This window comes from Streptomyces sp. NBC_00289 (assembly GCF_041435115.1).
Classification (GTDB): Bacteria; Actinomycetota; Actinomycetes; order Streptomycetales; family Streptomycetaceae; genus Streptomyces.
This window is the reverse complement of the sequence record NZ_CP108046.1, coordinates 3,225,481-3,246,347: the sequence shown is the minus strand read 5'-3', so window position 1 is coordinate 3,246,347 and position 20,867 is coordinate 3,225,481. Positions and strand designations below refer to the sequence as shown.

Annotated in this window: 6 protein-coding genes, 1 tRNA gene and 3 rRNA genes; 9 read left to right on the top strand and 1 reads right to left on the bottom strand. The window is 66.2% G+C overall.

Features of this window, described 5'->3' with window-relative positions; genetic code table 11:
* Positions 1 to 30: 30 nt before the first annotated feature.
* The 6 genes from OG985_RS14805 to OG985_RS14780 all read left to right on the top strand — a co-directional run bounded on the left by OG985_RS14805 (position 31) and on the right by OG985_RS14780 (position 8,332).
* On the top strand, positions 31 to 1,716 hold the full coding sequence (locus tag OG985_RS14805; protein WP_371668792.1) for a ribonuclease J: 1,686 nt from the start codon (positions 31 to 33) through the stop codon (positions 1,714 to 1,716).
* Positions 1,717 to 2,230: 514 nt separating this feature from the next.
* A 16S ribosomal RNA gene (locus OG985_RS14800) occupies positions 2,231 to 3,755 on the top strand.
* Positions 3,756 to 4,073: 318 nt separating this feature from the next.
* Positions 4,074 to 7,198: ribosomal RNA gene (locus OG985_RS14795) — 23S ribosomal RNA — on the top strand.
* A gap of 86 nt (positions 7,199 to 7,284) precedes the next feature.
* Positions 7,285 to 7,401, top strand: a 5S ribosomal RNA gene (gene rrf / locus OG985_RS14790).
* Together the 16S, 23S and 5S rRNA genes form the textbook arrangement of a ribosomal RNA operon.
* Positions 7,402 to 7,517: 116 nt before the next feature.
* Entirely contained in the window at positions 7,518 to 8,180 is a 663-nt protein-coding gene (locus tag OG985_RS14785; RefSeq protein ID WP_371674376.1) for a DegT/DnrJ/EryC1/StrS family aminotransferase, read from the top strand.
* Positions 8,181 to 8,259: 79 nt separating this feature from the next.
* Positions 8,260 to 8,332 (top strand) — tRNA-Thr (locus tag OG985_RS14780).
* 50 nt (positions 8,333 to 8,382) lie between these two features.
* Here the strand turns inward: OG985_RS14780 and OG985_RS14775 are convergent.
* A complete protein-coding gene (locus OG985_RS14775) occupies positions 8,383 to 11,133 on the bottom strand; it encodes a SpoIIE family protein phosphatase (protein ID WP_371668791.1) in 2,751 nt (916 codons plus the stop codon).
* Between the two features lie 406 nt (positions 11,134 to 11,539).
* Here OG985_RS14775 and OG985_RS14770 point away from each other — a divergent pair, with 406 nt between their 5' ends.
* The 3 genes from OG985_RS14770 (at position 11,540) to OG985_RS14760 (ending at position 20,849) form a co-directional block, all read left to right on the top strand.
* Positions 11,540 to 17,020, top strand: a complete 5,481-nt coding sequence (locus tag OG985_RS14770) for a HAMP domain-containing protein (protein WP_371668790.1) — start codon at positions 11,540 to 11,542, stop codon at positions 17,018 to 17,020.
* Between the two features lie 306 nt (positions 17,021 to 17,326).
* Positions 17,327 to 18,010, top strand: coding sequence for a two-component system response regulator (locus tag OG985_RS14765; protein WP_371668789.1), 684 nt, complete (start codon positions 17,327 to 17,329; stop codon positions 18,008 to 18,010).
* 124 nt (positions 18,011 to 18,134) lie between these two features.
* A complete protein-coding gene (locus OG985_RS14760; RefSeq protein ID WP_371668788.1) occupies positions 18,135 to 20,849 on the top strand; it encodes a DNA translocase FtsK in 2,715 nt (904 codons plus the stop codon).
* Positions 20,850 to 20,867: the final 18 nt, after the last annotated feature.

The following is a 20,867-nucleotide window of genomic DNA, read 5'->3' as shown; positions in this document are numbered from 1 at the left end:
GTACGTGGCGTGTGTGGTGAGGAGAGTCTTTTGAGTCATCCGCATCCTGAACTCGGCCCGCCCCCGCCGCTGCCCGACAGCGGCCTGCGCGTCACCCCTCTCGGCGGTCTCGGCGAGATCGGCCGGAACATGACGGTCTTCGAGTACGGCGGCCGCCTGCTGATCGTCGACTGCGGCGTGCTCTTCCCCGAGGAGGAGCAACCCGGAATCGACCTGATCCTGCCGGACTTCTCGTCCATCAGGGATCGCCTCGACGACATCGAGGGCATCGTCCTCACCCATGGCCACGAGGACCACATCGGCGGCGTCCCCTTCCTGCTCCGCGAGAAGCCGGACATCCCGCTGATCGGCTCCAAGCTGACCCTCGCGCTGATCGAGGCGAAGCTCCAGGAGCACCGCATCCGCCCCTACACCCTCGAGGTGGTGGAGGGGAACCGCGAGCGCATCGGCCCCTTCGACTGCGAGTTCGTCGCGGTCAACCACTCCATCCCGGACGCGCTGGCCGTCGCCATCCGCACCCCCGCCGGCATGGTGGTCCACACGGGCGACTTCAAGATGGACCAGCTCCCGCTGGACAACCGCCTGACGGACCTGCACGCCTTCGCGCGTCTGAGCGAGGAGGGGATCGACCTCCTCCTCGCCGACTCGACGAACGCCGAGGTCCCGGGCTTCGTGCCGCCCGAGCGCGACATCTCCAACGTCCTGCGCCAGGTCTTCGCCGGCGCCCAGAAGCGGATCATCGTGGCGAGCTTCGCCAGCCACGTCCACCGCATCCAGCAGATCCTGGACGCGGCGCACGAGTACGGCCGCCGGGTCGCCTTCGTCGGGCGCTCGATGGTCCGGAACATGGGCATCGCCCGGGACCTGGGCTACCTGAAGGTCCCGCCGGGGCTCGTCGTGGACGTCAAGACGCTCGACGACCTGCCGGACCACGACGTGGTCCTGATCTGCACGGGCTCTCAGGGCGAACCGATGGCCGCGCTCTCCCGGATGGCCAACAGGGACCACCAGATCCGCATCGTCGAGGGCGACACGGTGATCCTGGCGTCGTCGCTGATCCCCGGCAACGAGAACGCGGTCTACCGAGTGATCAACGGCCTGACCCGCTGGGGCGCGAACGTCGTCCACAAGGGCAACGCCAAGGTCCACGTCTCGGGCCACGCCTCCGCGGGCGAGCTGCTGTACTTCTACAACATCTGCCGCCCGAAGAACCTGATGCCGGTCCACGGCGAATGGCGCCATCTGCGCGCCAACGCCATGCTGGGCGCCCTGACCGGTGTCCCGCACGACCGCATCGTCATCGCGGAGGACGGTGTCGTCGTCGACCTGGTCGGCGGCAAGGCCAGGATCTCGGGCAAGGTCCAGGCGGGATACGTGTACGTCGACGGCCTCTCGGTCGGCGACGTGGGCGAGCCGGCTCTGAAGGACCGCAAGATCCTGGGCGACGAGGGCATCATCTCGGTGTTCCTGGTCATCGACTCGTCGACCGGCAAGATCACCGGCGGCCCGCACATCCAGGCCCGCGGTTCGGGTATCGACGACTCGGCCTTCGGCGACGTCATCCCGAAGATCACCGAAGTGCTGGAGCGCACGGCCCAGGACGGCGTCATGGAGCCCCGCCAGCTGCAGCAACTCATCCGCCGCACGCTCGGCAAGTGGGTTTCGGACACCTACCGGCGCAGGCCGATGATCCTCCCGGTCGTCGTGGAGGTCTGACCCGCCCACGACCCGTCGTGCGCGTGAACTCGGAGCGGGGCCCCTCGATTTGCATCGGGGCGCCCCGCTCCAGTACGTTTACGTCTCCGCCTGAACGGGAAGGCCCGACGCCTCGTGCGCCGAAGCCAGACCCGGAGGGGGTGGAAATTCCGACTCAGAGCTTCTGATAAAGTCGGAACCGCCGGAAAGGGAAACGCGAAAGCGGAAACCTGGAAAGCACCGAGGAAATCGGAACCGGAAACGGTCTGATAGAGTCGGAAACGCAAGACCGAAGGGAAGCGCCCGGAGGAAAGCCGCGAGACAGTGTCTCAGGTGAGTACAAAGGAAGCGTCCGTTCCTTGAGAACTCAACAGCGTGCCAAAAATCAACGCCAGATATGTTGATACCCCGTCTCCGGCCGTCTGGTCGGGGCGTGGTTCCTTTGAAGTAAACACAGCGAGGACGCTGTGAACGGCCGGGCTTATTCCGCCTGGCTGTTCCGCTCTCGTGGTGTCATCCCGATTACGGGACAACATTCACGGAGAGTTTGATCCTGGCTCAGGACGAACGCTGGCGGCGTGCTTAACACATGCAAGTCGAACGATGAACCACTTCGGTGGGGATTAGTGGCGAACGGGTGAGTAACACGTGGGCAATCTGCCCTTCACTCTGGGACAAGCCCTGGAAACGGGGTCTAATACCGGATAATACTCCTGCAGGCATCTGTGGGGGTTAAAAGCTCCGGCGGTGAAGGATGAGCCCGCGGCCTATCAGCTTGTTGGTGAGGTAATGGCTCACCAAGGCGACGACGGGTAGCCGGCCTGAGAGGGCGACCGGCCACACTGGGACTGAGACACGGCCCAGACTCCTACGGGAGGCAGCAGTGGGGAATATTGCACAATGGGCGAAAGCCTGATGCAGCGACGCCGCGTGAGGGATGACGGCCTTCGGGTTGTAAACCTCTTTCAGCAGGGAAGAAGCGAAAGTGACGGTACCTGCAGAAGAAGCGCCGGCTAACTACGTGCCAGCAGCCGCGGTAATACGTAGGGCGCAAGCGTTGTCCGGAATTATTGGGCGTAAAGAGCTCGTAGGCGGCTTGTCGCGTCGGTTGTGAAAGCCCGGGGCTTAACCCCGGGTCTGCAGTCGATACGGGCAGGCTAGAGTGTGGTAGGGGAGATCGGAATTCCTGGTGTAGCGGTGAAATGCGCAGATATCAGGAGGAACACCGGTGGCGAAGGCGGATCTCTGGGCCATTACTGACGCTGAGGAGCGAAAGCGTGGGGAGCGAACAGGATTAGATACCCTGGTAGTCCACGCCGTAAACGGTGGGAACTAGGTGTTGGCGACATTCCACGTCGTCGGTGCCGCAGCTAACGCATTAAGTTCCCCGCCTGGGGAGTACGGCCGCAAGGCTAAAACTCAAAGGAATTGACGGGGGCCCGCACAAGCAGCGGAGCATGTGGCTTAATTCGACGCAACGCGAAGAACCTTACCAAGGCTTGACATCGCCCGGAAAGCATCAGAGATGGTGCCCCCTTGTGGTCGGGTGACAGGTGGTGCATGGCTGTCGTCAGCTCGTGTCGTGAGATGTTGGGTTAAGTCCCGCAACGAGCGCAACCCTTGTTCTGTGTTGCCAGCATGCCCTTCGGGGTGATGGGGACTCACAGGAGACTGCCGGGGTCAACTCGGAGGAAGGTGGGGACGACGTCAAGTCATCATGCCCCTTATGTCTTGGGCTGCACACGTGCTACAATGGCAGGTACAATGAGCTGCGATACCGTGAGGTGGAGCGAATCTCAAAAAGCCTGTCTCAGTTCGGATTGGGGTCTGCAACTCGACCCCATGAAGTCGGAGTTGCTAGTAATCGCAGATCAGCATTGCTGCGGTGAATACGTTCCCGGGCCTTGTACACACCGCCCGTCACGTCACGAAAGTCGGTAACACCCGAAGCCGGTGGCCCAACCCCTTGTGGGAGGGAGCTGTCGAAGGTGGGACTGGCGATTGGGACGAAGTCGTAACAAGGTAGCCGTACCGGAAGGTGCGGCTGGATCACCTCCTTTCTAAGGAGCATCTAGGCCGCCAGGCATTGTCTGGTGGTCCAGGGCCATTACGTCGGCATACGTTCGACGGTGGTTGCTCATGGGTGGAACGTTGATTATTCGGCCGGGTTTCCGGGTCGGAGGCTGCAAGTACTGCTCGTAAGAGTGTGGAAAGCATGATCTTCGGACGGGATGCGGTCGGGCACGCTGTTGGGTATCTGAGGGTACGGCCGAAGTCTGGCTGCCTTCAGTGCCGGCCCCGGTGAAAATCTGCTTCGGCGGGTTGTGACGGGTGGTTGGTCGTTGTTTGAGAACTGCACAGTGGACGCGAGCATCTGTGGCCAAGTTTTTAAGGGCGCACGGTGGATGCCTTGGCACCAGGAACCGATGAAGGACGTGGGAGGCCACGATAGTCCCCGGGGAGTCGTCAACCAGGCTTTGATCCGGGGGTTTCCGAATGGGGAAACCCGGCAGTCGTCATGGGCTGTCACCCATACCTGAACACATAGGGTATGTGGAGGGAACGCGGGGAAGTGAAACATCTCAGTACCCGCAGGAAGAGAAAACAACCGTGATTCCGGGAGTAGTGGCGAGCGAAACCGGATGAGGCCAAACCGTATACGTGTGAGACCCGGCAGGGGTTGCGTATGCGGGGTTGTGGGATCTCTCTTTCACAGTCTGCCGGCTGTGAGGCGAGTCAGAAACCGTTGATGTAGGCGAAGGACATGCGAAAGGTCCGGCGTAGAGGGTAAGACCCCCGTAGTCGAAACGTCAACGGCTCGTTTGAGAGACACCCAAGTAGCACGGGGCCCGAGAAATCCCGTGTGAATCTGGCGGGACCACCCGCTAAGCCTAAATATTCCCTGGTGACCGATAGCGGATAGTACCGTGAGGGAATGGTGAAAAGTACCGCGGGAGCGGAGTGAAATAGTACCTGAAACCGTGTGCCTACAAGCCGTGGGAGCGTCGCGCATTGAGTTTACTCAATGCGTCGTGACTGCGTGCCTTTTGAAGAATGAGCCTGCGAGTTTGCGGTGTGTTGCGAGGTTAACCCGTGTGGGGAAGCCGTAGCGAAAGCGAGTCCGAACAGGGCGATTCAGTAGCGCGCTCAAGACCCGAAGCGGAGTGATCTAGCCATGGGCAGGTTGAAGCGGAGGTAAGACTTCGTGGAGGACCGAACCCACCAGGGTTGAAAACCTGGGGGATGACCTGTGGTTAGGGGTGAAAGGCCAATCAAACTCCGTGATAGCTGGTTCTCCCCGAAATGCATTTAGGTGCAGCGTCGTGTGTTTCTTGCCGGAGGTAGAGCACTGGATAGGCGATGGGCCCTACCGGGTTACTGACCTTAGCCAAACTCCGAATGCCGGTAAGTGAGAGCACGGCAGTGAGACTGTGGGGGATAAGCTCCATGGTCGAGAGGGAAACAGCCCAGAGCATCGACTAAGGCCCCTAAGCGTACGCTAAGTGGGAAAGGATGTGGAGTCGCACAGACAACCAGGAGGTTGGCTTAGAAGCAGCCACCCTTGAAAGAGTGCGTAATAGCTCACTGGTCTAGTGATTCCGCGCCGACAATGTAGCGGGGCTCAAGCGTACCGCCGAAGTCGTGTCATTCATACACATATCCCCAACGGGAGTATGGATGGGTAGGGGAGCGTCGTGTGCCGGGTGAAGCCGCGCCGGAAGGCAGTGGTGGACGGTTCACGAGTGAGAATGCAGGCATGAGTAGCGATACACACGTGAGAAACGTGTGCGCCGATTGACTAAGGGTTCCTGGGTCAAGCTGATCTGCCCAGGGTAAGTCGGGACCTAAGGCGAGGCCGACAGGCGTAGTCGATGGATAACCGGTTGATATTCCGGTACCCGCTGTGAAGCGTCAAACATTGAACCAGGCGATGCTAAGTCCGTGAAGCCGTTCCGGACCCTTCGGGGAAAGGAAAGTGGTGGAGCCGACGGACCAGACCTGCAGTAGGTGAGTGATGGGGTGACGCAGGAAGGTAGTCCATCCCGGGCGGTGGTTGTCCCGGGGTAAGGGTGTAGGACGTTGTCCAGGTAAATCCGGACAGCACATAGTCTGAGACCTGATGCCGAGCCGATTGTGGTGAAGTGGATGATCCTATGCTGTCGAGAAAAGCCTCTAGCGAGTTTCATGGCGGCCCGTACCCTAAACCGACTCAGGTGGTCAGGTAGAGAATACCGAGGCGTTCGGGTGAACTATGGTTAAGGAACTCGGCAAAATGCCCCCGTAACTTCGGGAGAAGGGGGGCCATCACTGGTGATCCGATTTACTCGGTGAGCTGGGGGTGGCCGCAGAGACCAGCGAGAAGCGACTGTTTACTAAAAACACAGGTCCGTGCGAAGCCGTAAGGCGATGTATACGGACTGACGCCTGCCCGGTGCTGGAACGTTAAGGGGACCGGTTAGTGCGCTTTCGGGCGTGCGAAGCTGAGAACTTAAGCGCCAGTAAACGGCGGTGGTAACTATAACCATCCTAAGGTAGCGAAATTCCTTGTCGGGTAAGTTCCGACCTGCACGAATGGCGTAACGACTTCTCGACTGTCTCAACCATAGGCCCGGTGAAATTGCACTACGAGTAAAGATGCTCGTTTCGCGCAGCAGGACGGAAAGACCCCGGGACCTTTACTACAGTTTGATATTGGTGTTCGGTTCGGCTTGTGTAGGATAGCTGGGAGACTGTGAAGCTTGGACGCCAGTTCAGGTGGAGTCGTCGTTGAAATACCAGTCTGGTCGTGCTGGATGTCTAACCTGGGTCCGTGATCCGGATCAGGGACAGTGTCTGATGGGTAGTTTAACTGGGGCGGTTGCCTCCTAAAGAGTAACGGAGGCGCCCAAAGGTTCCCTCAGCCTGGTTGGCAATCAGGTGTTGAGTGTAAGTGCACAAGGGAGCTTGACTGTGAGACCGACGGGTCGAGCAGGGACGAAAGTCGGGACTAGTGATCCGGCGGTGGCTTGTGGAAGCGCCGTCGCTCAACGGATAAAAGGTACCCCGGGGATAACAGGCTGATCTTCCCCAAGAGTCCATATCGACGGGATGGTTTGGCACCTCGATGTCGGCTCGTCGCATCCTGGGGCTGGAGTCGGTCCCAAGGGTTGGGCTGTTCGCCCATTAAAGCGGTACGCGAGCTGGGTTTAGAACGTCGTGAGACAGTTCGGTCCCTATCCGCTGCGCGCGCAGGAATATTGAGAAGGGCTGTCCCTAGTACGAGAGGACCGGGACGGACGAACCTCTGGTGTGCCAGTTGTCCTGCCAAGGGCATGGCTGGTTGGCTACGTTCGGGAGGGATAACCGCTGAAAGCATCTAAGCGGGAAGCCTGCTTCGAGATGAGTATTCCCACCCCCTTTGAGGGGTTAAGGCTCCCAGTAGACGACTGGGTTGATAGGCCGGATCTGGAAGCACCGTAAGGTGTGGAGGTGACCGGTACTAATAGGCCGAGGGCTTGTCCTCAGTTGCTCGCGTCCACTGTGTTGGTTCTGAAACCACGAACAACCCCGTTGTGCCACACAACGGTGCGGTTGTCTGTTTCATAGTGTTTCGGTGGTCATAGCGTGAGGGAAACGCCCGGTTACATTCCGAACCCGGAAGCTAAGCCTCACAGCGCCGATGGTACTGCAGGGGGGACCCTGTGGGAGAGTAGGACACCGCCGAACAATTATTCAAAAAGGGTCGGACCCTGAACTTCGGTTCAGAGTCCGGCCCTTTTTTGTTGTGTGTCACCTGTAGTTCACGTTCCGCGCCCAGCATCCACGGTATGGGTACTGCAGCATTGCTCCGGGCCGCCGGCGTCGGAGTCGGTGACGAGGTCGTCGTACCGGCCTTCGGAAACGTGGAAGTCGCCGAGGCCGTGGTTCTGGCGGGTGGGCTTCCGGTGTTCGCCGAGATAGACCCGGCGACGTACTGCCTCGACGCGACCGCCGTCGAGGCCTCCATAACTCCGCGGACGGCGGCCGTCGTTGTCGTCCACCGCTTCGGCCGGCCCGCCGACATGGCGCGGTTGCACGAGGTCGGGCAGCGGCGCGGGCTCCTCGTGCTCCAACAAGGGGAGTCCGAGGCGCCGTACGACGAGATCGCTCAGCGGCGGCAGCGGGCCGGGTATCTCGACGCGAGGCTGCGAGGCGTACTGACGCCCGACGACGGGGACGGGCACACGTACCAGCAGTACGTCGTGCGCGTGCCGGGGAACGGGCGGCCGGACCGCGACGCCTTCGCTCGCGCCCTGCGCGGCAGGGGAGTTGAGTGCCGGGTTCCCGTCAAGACTCCGGTGCATCGGCTGCCGGAGTTCCGTCGGTGCCTCTCGCTGCCGGACACCGAGCGGGCCGCCGACGAGACCCTCGCGCTGCCCGTGGACGCTGCCCTGACCAGGCGGGACATGCAGCGGATCGTGGGCGCGTGCAACGCGCTCGGAGGGTTGTTGCAGCCCGCCTTCTGATGATCGTGGTTGGGAGCAGCGGTCCCGTCGGGGTATGATCTATCCCGTTGCCGCGAGGGAAACCTCGAAAAGGTGACCGGCCCCCATAGCTCAGTCGGCAGAGCGTCTCCATGGTAAGGAGAAGGTCAACGGTTCGATTCCGTTTGGGGGCTCCGAAGAAAAGGCCCCGCCCATTCGGGCGGGGCCTTTTTCATGCCCTTCTTCAGTCCTTGTGCAGGCCCGGAACCCGCATGGCGAGGATCGCCATGTCGTCGGACGGGGCGTCGGACGCGAAGCGTTCCACGGCCCGCATGATGCGGGCCGCGACCGCGCCCGCCGTCAGACCGGTGCAGGTCGTGAGGACGTCGCTGAGGCCGTCGTCGCCCAACATGCGGGTGCCTTCGCGGCGTTCCGTCACGCCGTCCGTGACACACAGCAGGACATCGCCGGGGTCGAGGGTGACCGTCTGCTCGTACAGTTCGAGGTCCTCCATGACACCGAGGAGCGGTTGAGGCTCGGCGGCCGGTTCGACGGTGCCGTCCTGGCGCAGGCGGAGCGGGAGCGGGTGGCCGGCGCAGACGACCTTCAGCAGTGCGCTGCCGTCCGCCTGGGGCCACAACTCGCCGTACAGGAGGGTCAGGAAGCGGCTGCGGGCGCCCTCGTCGAGGATCGCCGAGTTGAGGCGCTCCAGCACCGCCGGGCCACTGAGGCCCTCCCTGGCCAGGAGCCTGAGCGCGTGGCGGGCCAGGCCCGTCACCGCCGCCGCGTTCGGGCCGGTGCCGCAGACGTCGCCGATGGCGAAGCCGTAGGCGCCGTCGCGGATCGGGAAGAGGTCGTAGAAGTCGCCGCCGACCTCGTTGCCCTCGCCTGCCGCGCGGTAGATGACCTCGACCTCGACGCCCTCGATCTCAGGGAGTTCGGGCGGGAGCAGGCTGCGCTGGAGGGCCTGGCTGATGGCTGTGCGCTCGGAGTAGAGGCGGGCGTTGTCCAGGGCCAGGGCGGCCCGGCGGGACAGGTCCTCGGCCAGTTCGAGGATCTCCTGGCGGAAGTGTTCGTCGGTGGGCTTGCCCAGGGTCAGCATGCCGATCACCCGGTTGCGGGCGACCAGGGGCAGGACCACCGTCTCGCCGCCGACCGCGGAGGCGGTGGCGAGGGTCGGGCCGATGTTCGAGGAGAACTGGTGGGTGGGTCCGCCGCTCAGCCCGAGACTCCGCATGGAACTGCGCAGAGCCGCGCGGTGGGCCGCCTCGCCGGGGGCTCTCCAGACGCGGGCGCCGGGGGTGGGTACCGGGTCCGGCGGTGGGACCTTGGACAGCAGGGACTTGATGCCGTCGATGAGTTCCTCGTCCTCGTGCAGGACGTAGGAGAGGTACGGCTCGGAGGCCTGGTCGGCGATCGTGTAGACGGCGCACCAGGTGGCGAGGGTCGGGACGGTCATCTGGGCCATCAGGGCCAGGGTCTGGTCGCGGTCCAGGGTGCCGGCCAGCAGGTCGGATGCCTCGACCAGGAAGCTCAGGGAGCCTCGGCGCAGACGTTCGAGTTCGCCCAGACGGGCCGACTCGACGGCCAGCGCGATGCGGTCGGCGGCGAACTGCAGACGCAGGGCCTCCTCGTTCGAGTATCTGCCGGGTCCTTCGGCGGCCACGCCGAGCGAGCCGGTCAGGCGACCCTCGACCTTCAGGGGGACCGTCACCACCGAGCGCATGCCGGTGCCGCTGAGCAGCGGGACGGCTCCGGGCACGGCGGAGAGGTCCTCGTGGACGGCCGGCATGCGGGCCGAGCCGTAACGGCCGGGGCCTCCCTCGACGGGGACGCGGGCGAAGCGCTGGCGGGCCGAGGGCAGGCCGGTGGAGGCGCGGACCTCCAGCTCCGTCTCGTCGTCGGTGGCGAGGAGCAGGAAGGCGGAGTCGCCGTCGAGCATGTCTCGGGCGCGTTCCACGGTGCGCTGGAGGAGGCCGTCGAGGTCGTCGGGGGCGGGGGAGCCGATGAACACCTCGAAGGGGTCCGCGTTCTGGCCCTCGGCGGTGCCCGTGTCGGTGACGGGGATGCGCATCGGCGACTGCAGGACCGCTCGCTCGTGGTCCCGCACCAGGAGGCACACGGTGGAGGGCTCGCCGGTGGTGTCGCGGACGCGGAGGTGTGAGGCGTACACGGAGCTGACCCGGCCGTTGGCGCCTCTGATGCCGTAGCTGCCCTCCCAGCGGGAGAGCCGGAGGGCGTCCGCGATGCCGGTGCCCGTGCCCGGGGTGTGCGGCCAGGCCGCGAGGTCGGTCAGTGGTTTGCCGGTGACCTGTTCGGCGGCGTACCCGAAGAGTTCTTCCGCGTCCTCGTTCCACGCGGTGATGGCGCCGATGCGGTCGATCTGGACGACGGCGACGCGGACGCGGCCGTCGGCGAGCGGGAGCAGGTCGGCGGGCAGCATCGGGCCGGCGGCGCGGGCGCCCACCGGGCGGCCGGGGAGCGCGAGCTGGAACCAGACCTGCTTCTGCGTGGGCGTGTACTCGACGCCCCAGCGGCCGGCCAGTGCCGCGCAGAGCTGCAGGCCGCGGCCGCCCTCACGATCGGGGCTGCCCATGTTGACAGGCGAACCCTGCAGTGGGATCTCGCGCTCCGGGTAGCGGTCGGCGACCTCGATCCGTACGCCTTCCTCACTGCGTAGACACAGGACGTCCGCGGCGGTGCCGGCGTGCACCACGGCGTTGGTCACCAGTTCGCTGGTGAGCACCACGGCGTCGTCGATGATGTCGGCGAAGCCCCAGCCCTGGAGGGTGTCGCGGACGAAGGAGCGGGCGCTCGCGACCGATCGTCCCAGGGGCTCGAAGCTGGCGGCCGCGCGCGCGGTGATCACTGAACTCCTCGACCGGTTGTCGACGTGAAGGGCTGCCTGGCCGACCGGCTCGTGCCGCTGATGCGGCAGTGCGCCTGTCGGCCGGGGGTCCGGGGGCTGTTCCCCCGGGATCAGTCCGGTGGTCATGTGTGCGGCCGCCCCTCCGATGCCCGCTCGTTTCGTGCCACCGCCCAGACCGGACGGAACCGGCGCGGCTGGACAGCCGCATGCAAGGTTACTTACCTTCCCTGCCCGTGCGGATGCCGGTCACCAGTGTTTCCGTCCAGAGGGTGTGCGGACGATGTGCGAAGCTGCCGAACTGTTATGGCCTGGTTCAGCCGGGGTGAAACACTGGGCAGGCTTCTGGAGAAGGTCCGGGCAGGCCGAGTGTCTTGTACGTAAGGCGGGCAGGAGCTCGTGATGCGGCTCGCCATGCCTGGCTGAAAATCGCAGTGGAACGCAGCAGTAGACAGAACTACGCAGCAGTAACCGGTACGCCGACCAGGAATGCCGGAGCACAGCAGTAACGGTCGACCCCTGCGGGAGGGACACAGTGGAGTCTGGCGAAGCGACGCGGGCCACTAAAACGCGCGCGAAAGGCGGACAGTCCCTGAGTAACCAGCGCACAGCGCGCAACGGGACCACTTCGGTGGACACGGCTGCCCTGAACAGGCTGCTGGCGGCGCTGGTGTCGATGCGGGACGGGAACTTCCGCAAGCGGCTCACCGTGTCCGGCGACGGCGTCATGTCGGAGATCGCGGCCGTCTTCAACGAGGTGGCCGACCGCAACCTCCATCTGACGGGTGAGCTCTCTCGGGTGCGGCGCATGGTGGGGCGTGAGGGGAAGCTCACGGAGCGGCTGGAGACGGGTGCCTCGGAGGGCTCCTGGGCGGCCGCCATCGACGCCTCGAACGCGCTGGTGGACGATCTCGCGCGGCCCGTCTCCGAGGTCAGCCGGGTGCTGTCCGCGGTGGCGGAGGGTGATCTGTCGCCGCGCATGGAGCTGCGGACGCAGGCGCCGGACGGGACCGGGCATCCGTTGCGCGGGGAGTTCCTCAAGGTCGGCCGGACCGTCAACAACCTGGTCGACCAGCTGTCGACGTTCACCGACGAGGTCACGCGCGTGGCCAGCGAGGTGGGCACCGAGGGCAAGCTGGGCGGACAGGCCCGGGTGCGGGGGATGTCCGGTTCGTGGAAGGACCTCACGGAGTCCGTCAACACGATGGCGTACCGGCTCACGGCCCAGGTGCGGGACATCGCGCTGGTGACGACCGCCGTCGCCAAGGGTGATCTGTCGCGCAAGGTCACGGTTCACGTGGCCGGCGAGATGCTGGAGCTCAAGAACACCGTCAACACGATGGTGGACCAGCTGTCGTCCTTCTCCTCCGAGGTGACGCGGGTCGCGCGCGAGGTGGGTGTCGAGGGCGAGCTGGGCGGCCAGGCGCAGGTACCCGGTGTGGCCGGCGTGTGGAAGGACCTCACCGATTCGGTGAACCTCATGGCCGGCAACCTGACCGCGCAGGTGCGCGGGATCGCCCAGGTGACGACGGCGGTCGCGAACGGTGACCTGTCCCAGAAGGTGACGGTGTCGGCGCGCGGCGAGGTCGCGCAGCTCGCGGACACGATCAACCAGATGACCGAGACGCTGCGGATCTTCGCGGACGAGGTCACGCGCGTCGCCAACGAGGTCGGTGCCGAGGGACAGCTCGGCGGGCAGGCGAACGTGCCGGGTGCCGCGGGGACGTGGAAGGACCTCACCGACTCGGTGAACACGGTCTTCCGGAACCTGACCACGCAGGTGCGGGACATCGCCGCCGTGACGACGGCCGTGGCCAACGGTGATCTGTCCCAGAAGGTCACCGTCGACGTGGCCGGCGAGATGCTGGAGCTGAAGAACACCGTCAACGGGATGGTGGACCAGCTGTCCGCGTTCGGTGCCGAGGTCACGCGCGTGGCGCGAGAGGTCGGTGTGGAGGGTGAACTGGGCGGTCAGGCGCAGGTGCCCGGAGCCGCCGGTACGTGGAAGGACCTGACGGACTCCGTCAACACGGCGTTCCGGAATCTCACCGGACAGGTGAGGAACATCGCCCAGGTCACCACGGCCGTGGCCAACGGTGACCTGTCGCAGAAGGTCACCGTCGACGTCTCCGGCGAGATGGCCCAGCTGAAGAACACCGTCAACACGATGGTCGACCAGCTGTCGTCGTTCGCCGACCAGGTGACGCGGATGGCCCGCGACGTGGGCACCGAGGGGCGGCTGGGCGGTCAGGCCCGGGTGGACGGTGTGTCGGGTACGTGGAAGGAACTCACGGACTCCGTCAACTTCATGGCCGGCAACCTCACCTCCCAGGTGAGGCAGATCGCCCAGGTGACGACGGCGGTCGCCCGGGGTGACCTCTCCCAGAAGATCGACGTCGACGCGCGCGGGGAGATCCTCGAGCTGAAGAACACCATCAACACGATGGTCGACCAGCTCTCCGCCTTCGCCGACCAGGTGACCCGGGTCGCGCGCGAGGTGGGCACGGCGGGGCAGCTCGGCGGCCAGGCGCAGGTGCCGGGCGTGGCCGGTGTGTGGCGGGACCTGACCGACTCGGTGAACGGCATGGCCGGCAACCTGACCGCTCAGGTGCGCAACATCGCGCAGGTCGCCACCGCCGTGGCCCGGGGTGACCTCTCCCAGAAGATCACCGTGGACGCGCGCGGGGAGATCCTGGAGCTGAAGAACACCCTGAACACGATGGTCGACCAGCTCTCGTCGTTCGCCCAGGAGGTCACGCGTGTGGCCCGCGAGGTGGGTACCGAGGGGCAGCTCGGCGGGCAGGCCGAGGTGCAGGGGGTCTCCGGCACCTGGAAGGACCTCACGCAGTCCGTGAACTTCATGGCGAACAACCTGACCATCCAGGTGCGCCAGATCGCCGAGGTCACGACCGCGGTCGCCAAGGGCGACCTGTCCAAGAAGATCACGGTCGACGCGAAGGGCGAGATCCTCGAGCTCGTCACCACCGTCAACACGATGGTCGACCAGCTGTCCTCGTTCGCCGAGCAGGTGACCCGGGTGGCCCGCGAGGTGGGCACCGAGGGCATTCTGGGCGGTCAGGCGCACGCGTCGGGTGTCACGGGCATCTGGAAGGACCTCACCGACAACGTGAACCTGATGGCCAAGAATCTGACCATGCAGGTGCGGAACATCTCCCAGGTGGCGGCGGCCGTCGCCAACGGGGACCTGACGCGGACGGTGACGATCGAGGCGCGCGGGGAGGTCGCGCAGCTGGCCGACACCTTCAACACCATGGTGAAGACGCTGAGTTCGTTCGCCGACCAGGTCACCAAGGTGGCGCGTGAGGTGGGCACGGACGGCATCCTCGGCGGCCAGGCGCGCGTTCCCGGCGTGGCCGGCACGTGGAAGGACCTCACCGAGTCCGTGAACGGGATGGCGTCCAACCTGACCGGCCAGGTGCGCAACATCGCGATGGTCACCACGGCCATCGCCAAGGGCGACCTGACCAAGAAGATCGACATCGACGCGCGCGGCGAGATCCTGGAGCTCAAGACCACCATCAACACGATGGTCGACCAGCTCTCGTCCTTCGCCGAGGAGGTCACCCGGGTGGCCCGCGAGGTGGGTACGGAGGGCCAGCTGGGCGGCCAGGCACGCGTGCGGGACGTCGACGGCACCTGGCGCGACCTCACCGAGTCGGTGAACGAGATGGCCGGGAACCTGACCCGGCAGGTGCGTGCCATCGCGCGCGTGGCGACCGCGGTGACCCGCGGTGACCTGAACCTGAAGATCGACGTCGACGCGGCGGGCGAGATCCAGGAACTCCAGGACTACATCAACAAGATGATCGCCAACCTGCGTGACACCACGATCGCGAACAAGGAGCAGGACTGGCTGAAGGGCAACCTCGCCCGTATCTCCGCGCTGATGCAGGGCCGCCGCGACCTGGAGGACGTGGCCTCGCTGATCATGAGCGAGCTGACGCCGGTGGTGACCGCGCAGCACGGCGCGTTCTTCGTCGCCATGCCCCTCCTCGACGGCAAGGACCTCAGCGCGGAGACCGAGGAGCAGTACGAGCTGCGGATGCTCGGCTCGTACGGCTACTCGATGGGGTCCATGCCGACCTCGTTCCGGCCGGGTGAGGCGCTCATCGGGACGGCTGCCGAGGAGAAGCGCACGATCCTCGTGGAGAACGCCCCCAGTGGCTATCTGAAGATCTCCTCCGGGCTCGGCGAGGCGCCGCCCGCGCAGGTGATCGTGCTTCCGGTGCTCTTCGAGGGCAAGGTGCTCGGTGTCATCGAGCTGGCGTCCTTCACTCCGTTCACCCATATCCAGAAGGACTTCCTCAACCAGATCGCCGAGATGATCGCGACGAGCGTCAACACCATCTCCGTCAATACCAAGACGGAGGTGCTGCTGCGGCAGTCGCAGGAGCTCACCGAACAACTCCGCGAGCGGTCGGCGGAGTTGGAGAACCGGCAGAAGGCCCTTCAGGCGTCCAACGCCGAGTTGGAGGAGAAGGCCGAGCTGCTGGCCCAGCAGAACCGCGACATCGAGGTCAAGAACACGGAGATCGAGGAGGCGCGGCAGGTCCTGGAGGAGCGCGCCGAGCAGCTCGCGGTGTCCATGCGCTACAAGAGCGAGTTCCTCGCCAACATGTCGCACGAGCTGCGCACCCCGCTCAACTCGCTGCTGATCCTGGCCAAGCTGCTCGCCGACAACGCGGAGGGGAACCTCTCCCCGAAGCAGGTCGAGTTCGCCGAGACGATCCACGGGGCCGGTTCCGACCTGCTCCAGCTGATCAACGACATCCTCGACCTGTCGAAGGTGGAGGCGGGCAAGATGGACGTCTCCCCGACGCGGATCGCGCTGGTCCAGCTCGTCGACTACGTGGAGGCGACCTTCCGGCCGCTGACCGCGGAGAAGGGCCTCGACCTGTCCGTACGGGTGTCGCCGGAGCTGCCGGCCACCCTGCACACGGACGAGCAGCGGCTGCTGCAGGTGCTGCGCAACCTGTTGTCGAACGCGGTGAAGTTCACCGACTCCGGGTCGGTCGAGCTGGTCATCCGGCCGGCCGGCGGGGACGTCCCGGTGGCGATCCGCGAGCAGCTCCTGGAGACCGGCTCGCTGCGCGACGCGGACGCCGACCTGATCGCGTTCTCGGTGACCGACACCGGGATCGGCATCGCGGCCAGCAAGATGCGGGTGATCTTCGAGGCGTTCAAGCAGGCGGACGGTACGACCAGCCGCAAGTACGGCGGCACCGGCCTCGGGCTGTCCATCTCGCGGGAGATCGCCCAGCTGCTGGGCGGCGAGATCCACGCGCAGAGCGAGCCCGGCCGCGGCTCGACGTTCACGCTGTACCTGCCGCTGCACCCGAGCGAACTGCCGCCGCAGGGCTACCAGCAGCTCGCCCCCGCGCTGGAGGCCCGGGAACTGGTGGCCTCCGCGCACGACCGGGCCGACCAGTCCGAGCTGTCCGACGTGGAGGTCGAGACGCCGGCCGAGGTGAAGTCGTACCAGGAGACGCAGAACGGCGCCGCCGCGCTCTTCCGGCGCCGCCGCAGGGGTGCGCCCGCCCTGGAGTACCGGGCGGCGCACGAGCAGTGGTCGGCCGGGGAGCAGGAGGCCGCGCCGCAGCCGCGCCGGGGCATCCGGTTCGGCGGGGAGAAGGTGCTGATCGTCGACGACGACATCCGCAACGTCTTCGCGCTCACCAGCGTCCTGGAGCAGCACGGGCTGTCGGTGCTGTACGCCGAGAACGGCCGGGAGGGCATCGAGGTCCTGGAGCAGCACGACGACGTGACGGTCGTCCTGATGGACATCATGATGCCCGAGATGGACGGGTACGCGACGACCACGGCGATCCGCAGGATGCCGCAGTTCGCGGGGCTCCCGATCATCGCGCTGACCGCGAAGGCGATGAAGGGGGACCGGGAGAAGGCGATCGAGTCCGGTGCCTCCGACTACGTGACCAAGCCGGTGGATCCCGATCACCTGCTGACGGTGATGGAGCAGTGGATGCGGGAGGCGTGAGGCGTGACGGAACCGGGCGGGCTTCGTCGCCGTTCCGCGTGGTGAGGTTTCCCGCCCGCGGAACGGGCAGGCGGGGGCTCACACGGAGTTGCTGACGCAGTGTTGCGGAGGGCGTGTAGAACTGCGGGATTCGGGGAACCTTCTGGTCTCCCGCTACGTTTCTGCTACGTGCACAGTGACATCGCGGTGACAGGGTGTGGCGACAGGCGGGGTGCGGCTACCATGACCGGCACAAGGACGGGCGGCGCAATGGAGTCGTCCTCTGGGGCGGCGCCCGGTGCACTTCCGGGACGAGGAGGGCGGGCCATGGTGCAGAAGGCCAAGATCCTCCTGGTCGATGACCGGCCGGAGAATCTGCTGGCGCTGGAGGCCATTCTCTCCGCGCTCGATCAGACGCTGGTGCGGGCATCGTCCGGGGAGGAAGCGCTCAAAGCGCTGCTCACCGATGACTTCGCGGTCATCCTGCTGGACGTCCAGATGCCAGGCATGGACGGTTTCGAGACCGCCGCGCACATCAAGCGGCGAGAGCGCACCCGGGACATCCCGATCATCTTCCTCACCGCGATCAACCACGGGCCGCACCACACGTTCCGCGGGTATGCGGCGGGCGCGGTCGACTACATCTCCAAGCCGTTCGACCCGTGGGTGCTGCGCGCGAAGGTCTCCGTGTTCGTCGAGCTGTACATGAAGAACTGCCAGCTGCGGGAGCAGGCGGCGCTGCTGCGGCTCCAGTTGGAGGGCGGCGGCGGCAAGGCCGTGGCGGGCGAGACGAAGGAACCGGCGGGGCTGCTGGCCGAGCTGTCGGCGCGGCTGGCCGCCGTCGAGGAGCAGGCGGAGGCGCTGTCCAAGCAGCTCGACGACGAGTCGGCGGACGCGGCCGCGGTCGCGACGGCGGCTCATCTCGAGCGCAAACTCACGGGTTTGCGGCGGGCCCTGGACGCGCTGGAGCCCGGGACGGGCCCCGCGTCGCCGATGCCGTCGCAGAACTGACCCTCGTTCCGGGCCTCGTGGCGCATGAACGTGCGTCAGTTCGGCGACCTCCCGAGGGCGACACGAACGGGTGAAGCGTCGGGCACACGTGTCCGTCGCCCTCCACACCGGTAACCTCGCACCTATGGCCTCACGTCCCTCGGCAGCCAAGAAGCAGCCCGCGAAGAAGGCGGCCGCTCCCGCGAAGGCTCCGGTGCGGAAGGCCGCTGCGAAAAAGGCGCCCGCGAAGAAGGCGCCGGCCAGGAAGGCGGTGGCGAAGAAGCCCGTGCCCAGGCCGGCTCCCAGCCCCACCGGAGGCATCTACCGGCTGGTGCGCGCCGTCTGGCTCGGCCTGGCGCACGCCGTCGGTGCGGTGTTCCGCGGGATAGGGCAGGGCGCGAAGAACCTCGACCCCGCGCACCGCAAGGACGGGGTCGCGCTGCTGCTGCTCGGTCTCGCCCTGATCGTCGCCGCGGGAACGTGGTCGAATCTGCGCGGCCCGGTCGGCGACCTCGTCGAGATGCTGGTGACCGGCGCCTTCGGCCGGCTCGACCTGCTGGTGCCGATACTGCTCGCGCTGATCGCCGTGCGCTTCATCCGCCACCCCGAGCAGCCCGAGGCCAACGGCCGCATCGTGATCGGTCTGTCCGCGCTCGTCATCGGTGTGCTCGGCCAGGTGCACATCGCCTGCGGAGCGCCCGCCCGCAGCGCCGGCATGCAGGCGATAAGGGACGCGGGCGGCCTCATCGGCTGGGGTGCGGCGACGCCGCTGACGTACACCATGGGCGACGTCCTGGCCGTACCGCTGCTCGTGCTGCTCACGGTGTTCGGACTGCTGGTCGTCACCGCCACCCCCGTCAACGCCATCCCACAGCGGCTGCGGCTGCTCGGCGTGAAGCTGGGCATCATCCACGACCCCGCCGCGGACGAACTCGACGAGGACGACGAGCGGTACGAGGACCAGTGGCGCGAGGCGCTGCCCGCGCCCGCCCGCTCCCGTCGGCGCGGGCCGGCGCCCGAGGGGTACGACCCCGACAGCGCCGAGCAGGAGGCCCTCACCCGGCGTCGTGGCCGGCCCAGACGGTCGGCTGTGCCGCAGCCCGACATGGACCGCCCGCTGGACGCCGTGGACGTCGCCGCGGCGGCCGCCGCCGCGCTCGACGGCGCCGTCATGCACGGGATGCCGCCCTCGCCGGTCGTCGCCGACCTCACCCAGGGCGTCAGCGTGGGCGACCGTGAAGAATCGACCCCGATCCCGGCCCCGAAGCCCGTGCCGGCCGCGCGCCCCAAGCAGGAGAAGCTGAAGACGGAGGTCCCCGACCTCACCAAGTCCTCGCCCGAGGCGCCGCGCGAACTGCCGCCGCGTGCCGAGCAGCTCCAGCTGTCCGGCGACATCACGTACGCGCTGCCCTCGCTCGACCTCCTCACGCGCGGGGGCCCCGGCAAGACGCGCAGCGCGGCCAACGACGCCGTGGTCGCCTCACTCACGAACGTCTTCACCGAGTTCAAGGTCGACGCCTCCGTCACCGGCTTCACGCGCGGGCCGACGGTCACCCGCTACGAGGTGGAGCTCGGCCCCGCGGTCAAGGTCGAGCGGATCACCGCGCTGACGAAGAACATCGCCTACGCCGTCGCCAGCCCCGACGTGCGGATCATCTCGCCGATCCCCGGCAAGTCCGCCGTCGGCATCGAGATCCCCAACACCGACCGGGAGATGGTCAACCTCGGTGACGTGCTGCGGCTCGCCGCGGCCGCCGAGGACGACCATCCGATGCTGGTCGCGCTCGGCAAGGACGTCGAGGGCGGCTACGTGATGGCCAACCTGGCGAAGATGCCGCACGTCCTGGTGGCCGGCGCGACCGGTTCGGGCAAGTCGTCGTGCATCAACTGTCTGATCACGTCCGTCATGGTGCGCGCCACCCCGGAGGACGTCCGTATGGTCCTCGTCGACCCCAAGCGGGTCGAGCTGACCGCGTACGAGGGCATTCCGCACCTGATCACGCCGATCATCACCAACCCGAAGCGGGCCGCCGAGGCGCTGCAGTGGGTCGTACGCGAGATGGACCTGCGCTACGACGACCTGGCGGCCTTCGGATACCGGCACATCGACGACTTCAACCAGGCCATCCGCGACGGCAAGCTCAAGACGCCGGAGGGCAGCGAGCGGGAGCTCAAGACCTATCCGTATCTGCTGGTGATCGTCGACGAGCTCGCCGACCTGATGATGGTCGCGCCGAGGGACGTCGAGGACTCGATCGTGCGGATCACGCAGCTGGCGCGCGCGGCCGGCATCCACCTGGTGCTGGCGACGCAGCGGCCGTCGGTCGACGTCGTCACCGGTCTGATCAAGGCGAACGTGCCCTCGCGGCTCGCCTTCGCCACCTCGTCGCTCGCCGACTCGCGCGTCATCCTCGACCAGCCGGGCGCCGAGAAGCTCATCGGCAAGGGCGACGGGCTCTTCCTGCCGATGGGGGCGAACAAGCCGACCCGTATGCAGGGCGCGTTCGTGACCGAGGACGAGGTCGGGGTGGTCGTCCAGCACTGCAAGGACCAGATGGCGCCCGTCTTCCGGGACGACGTCACCGTGGGCAGCAAGCAGAAGAAGGAGATCGACGAGGAGATCGGCGACGACCTCGACCTGCTGTGTCAGGCGGCCGAGCTGGTCGTGTCCACGCAGTTCGGGTCCACGTCCATGCTCCAGCGCAAGCTGCGGGTCGGCTTCGCCAAGGCGGGGCGGCTCATGGATCTGATGGAGTCCCGGGGCATCGTCGGTCCGAGCGAGGGGTCCAAGGCACGTGACGTTCTTGTGAAGGCTGACGAGCTGGACGGCGTGCTTTCGGTGATCCGCGGGGAGTCGTGAAGACAGGCCCGAGGCCGT

Coding starts and splice junctions, on each gene's coding strand:
- OG985_RS14775 (WP_371668791.1), bottom strand. CDS start 11,133: ATGACCACCGGACTGATCCCGGGGGAACAGCCCCCGGACCCCCGGCCG.
- OG985_RS14765 (WP_371668789.1), top strand. CDS start 17,327: ATGGTGCAGAAGGCCAAGATCCTCCTGGTCGATGACCGGCCGGAGAAT.
- OG985_RS14760 (WP_371668788.1), top strand. CDS start 18,135: ATGGCCTCACGTCCCTCGGCAGCCAAGAAGCAGCCCGCGAAGAAGGCG.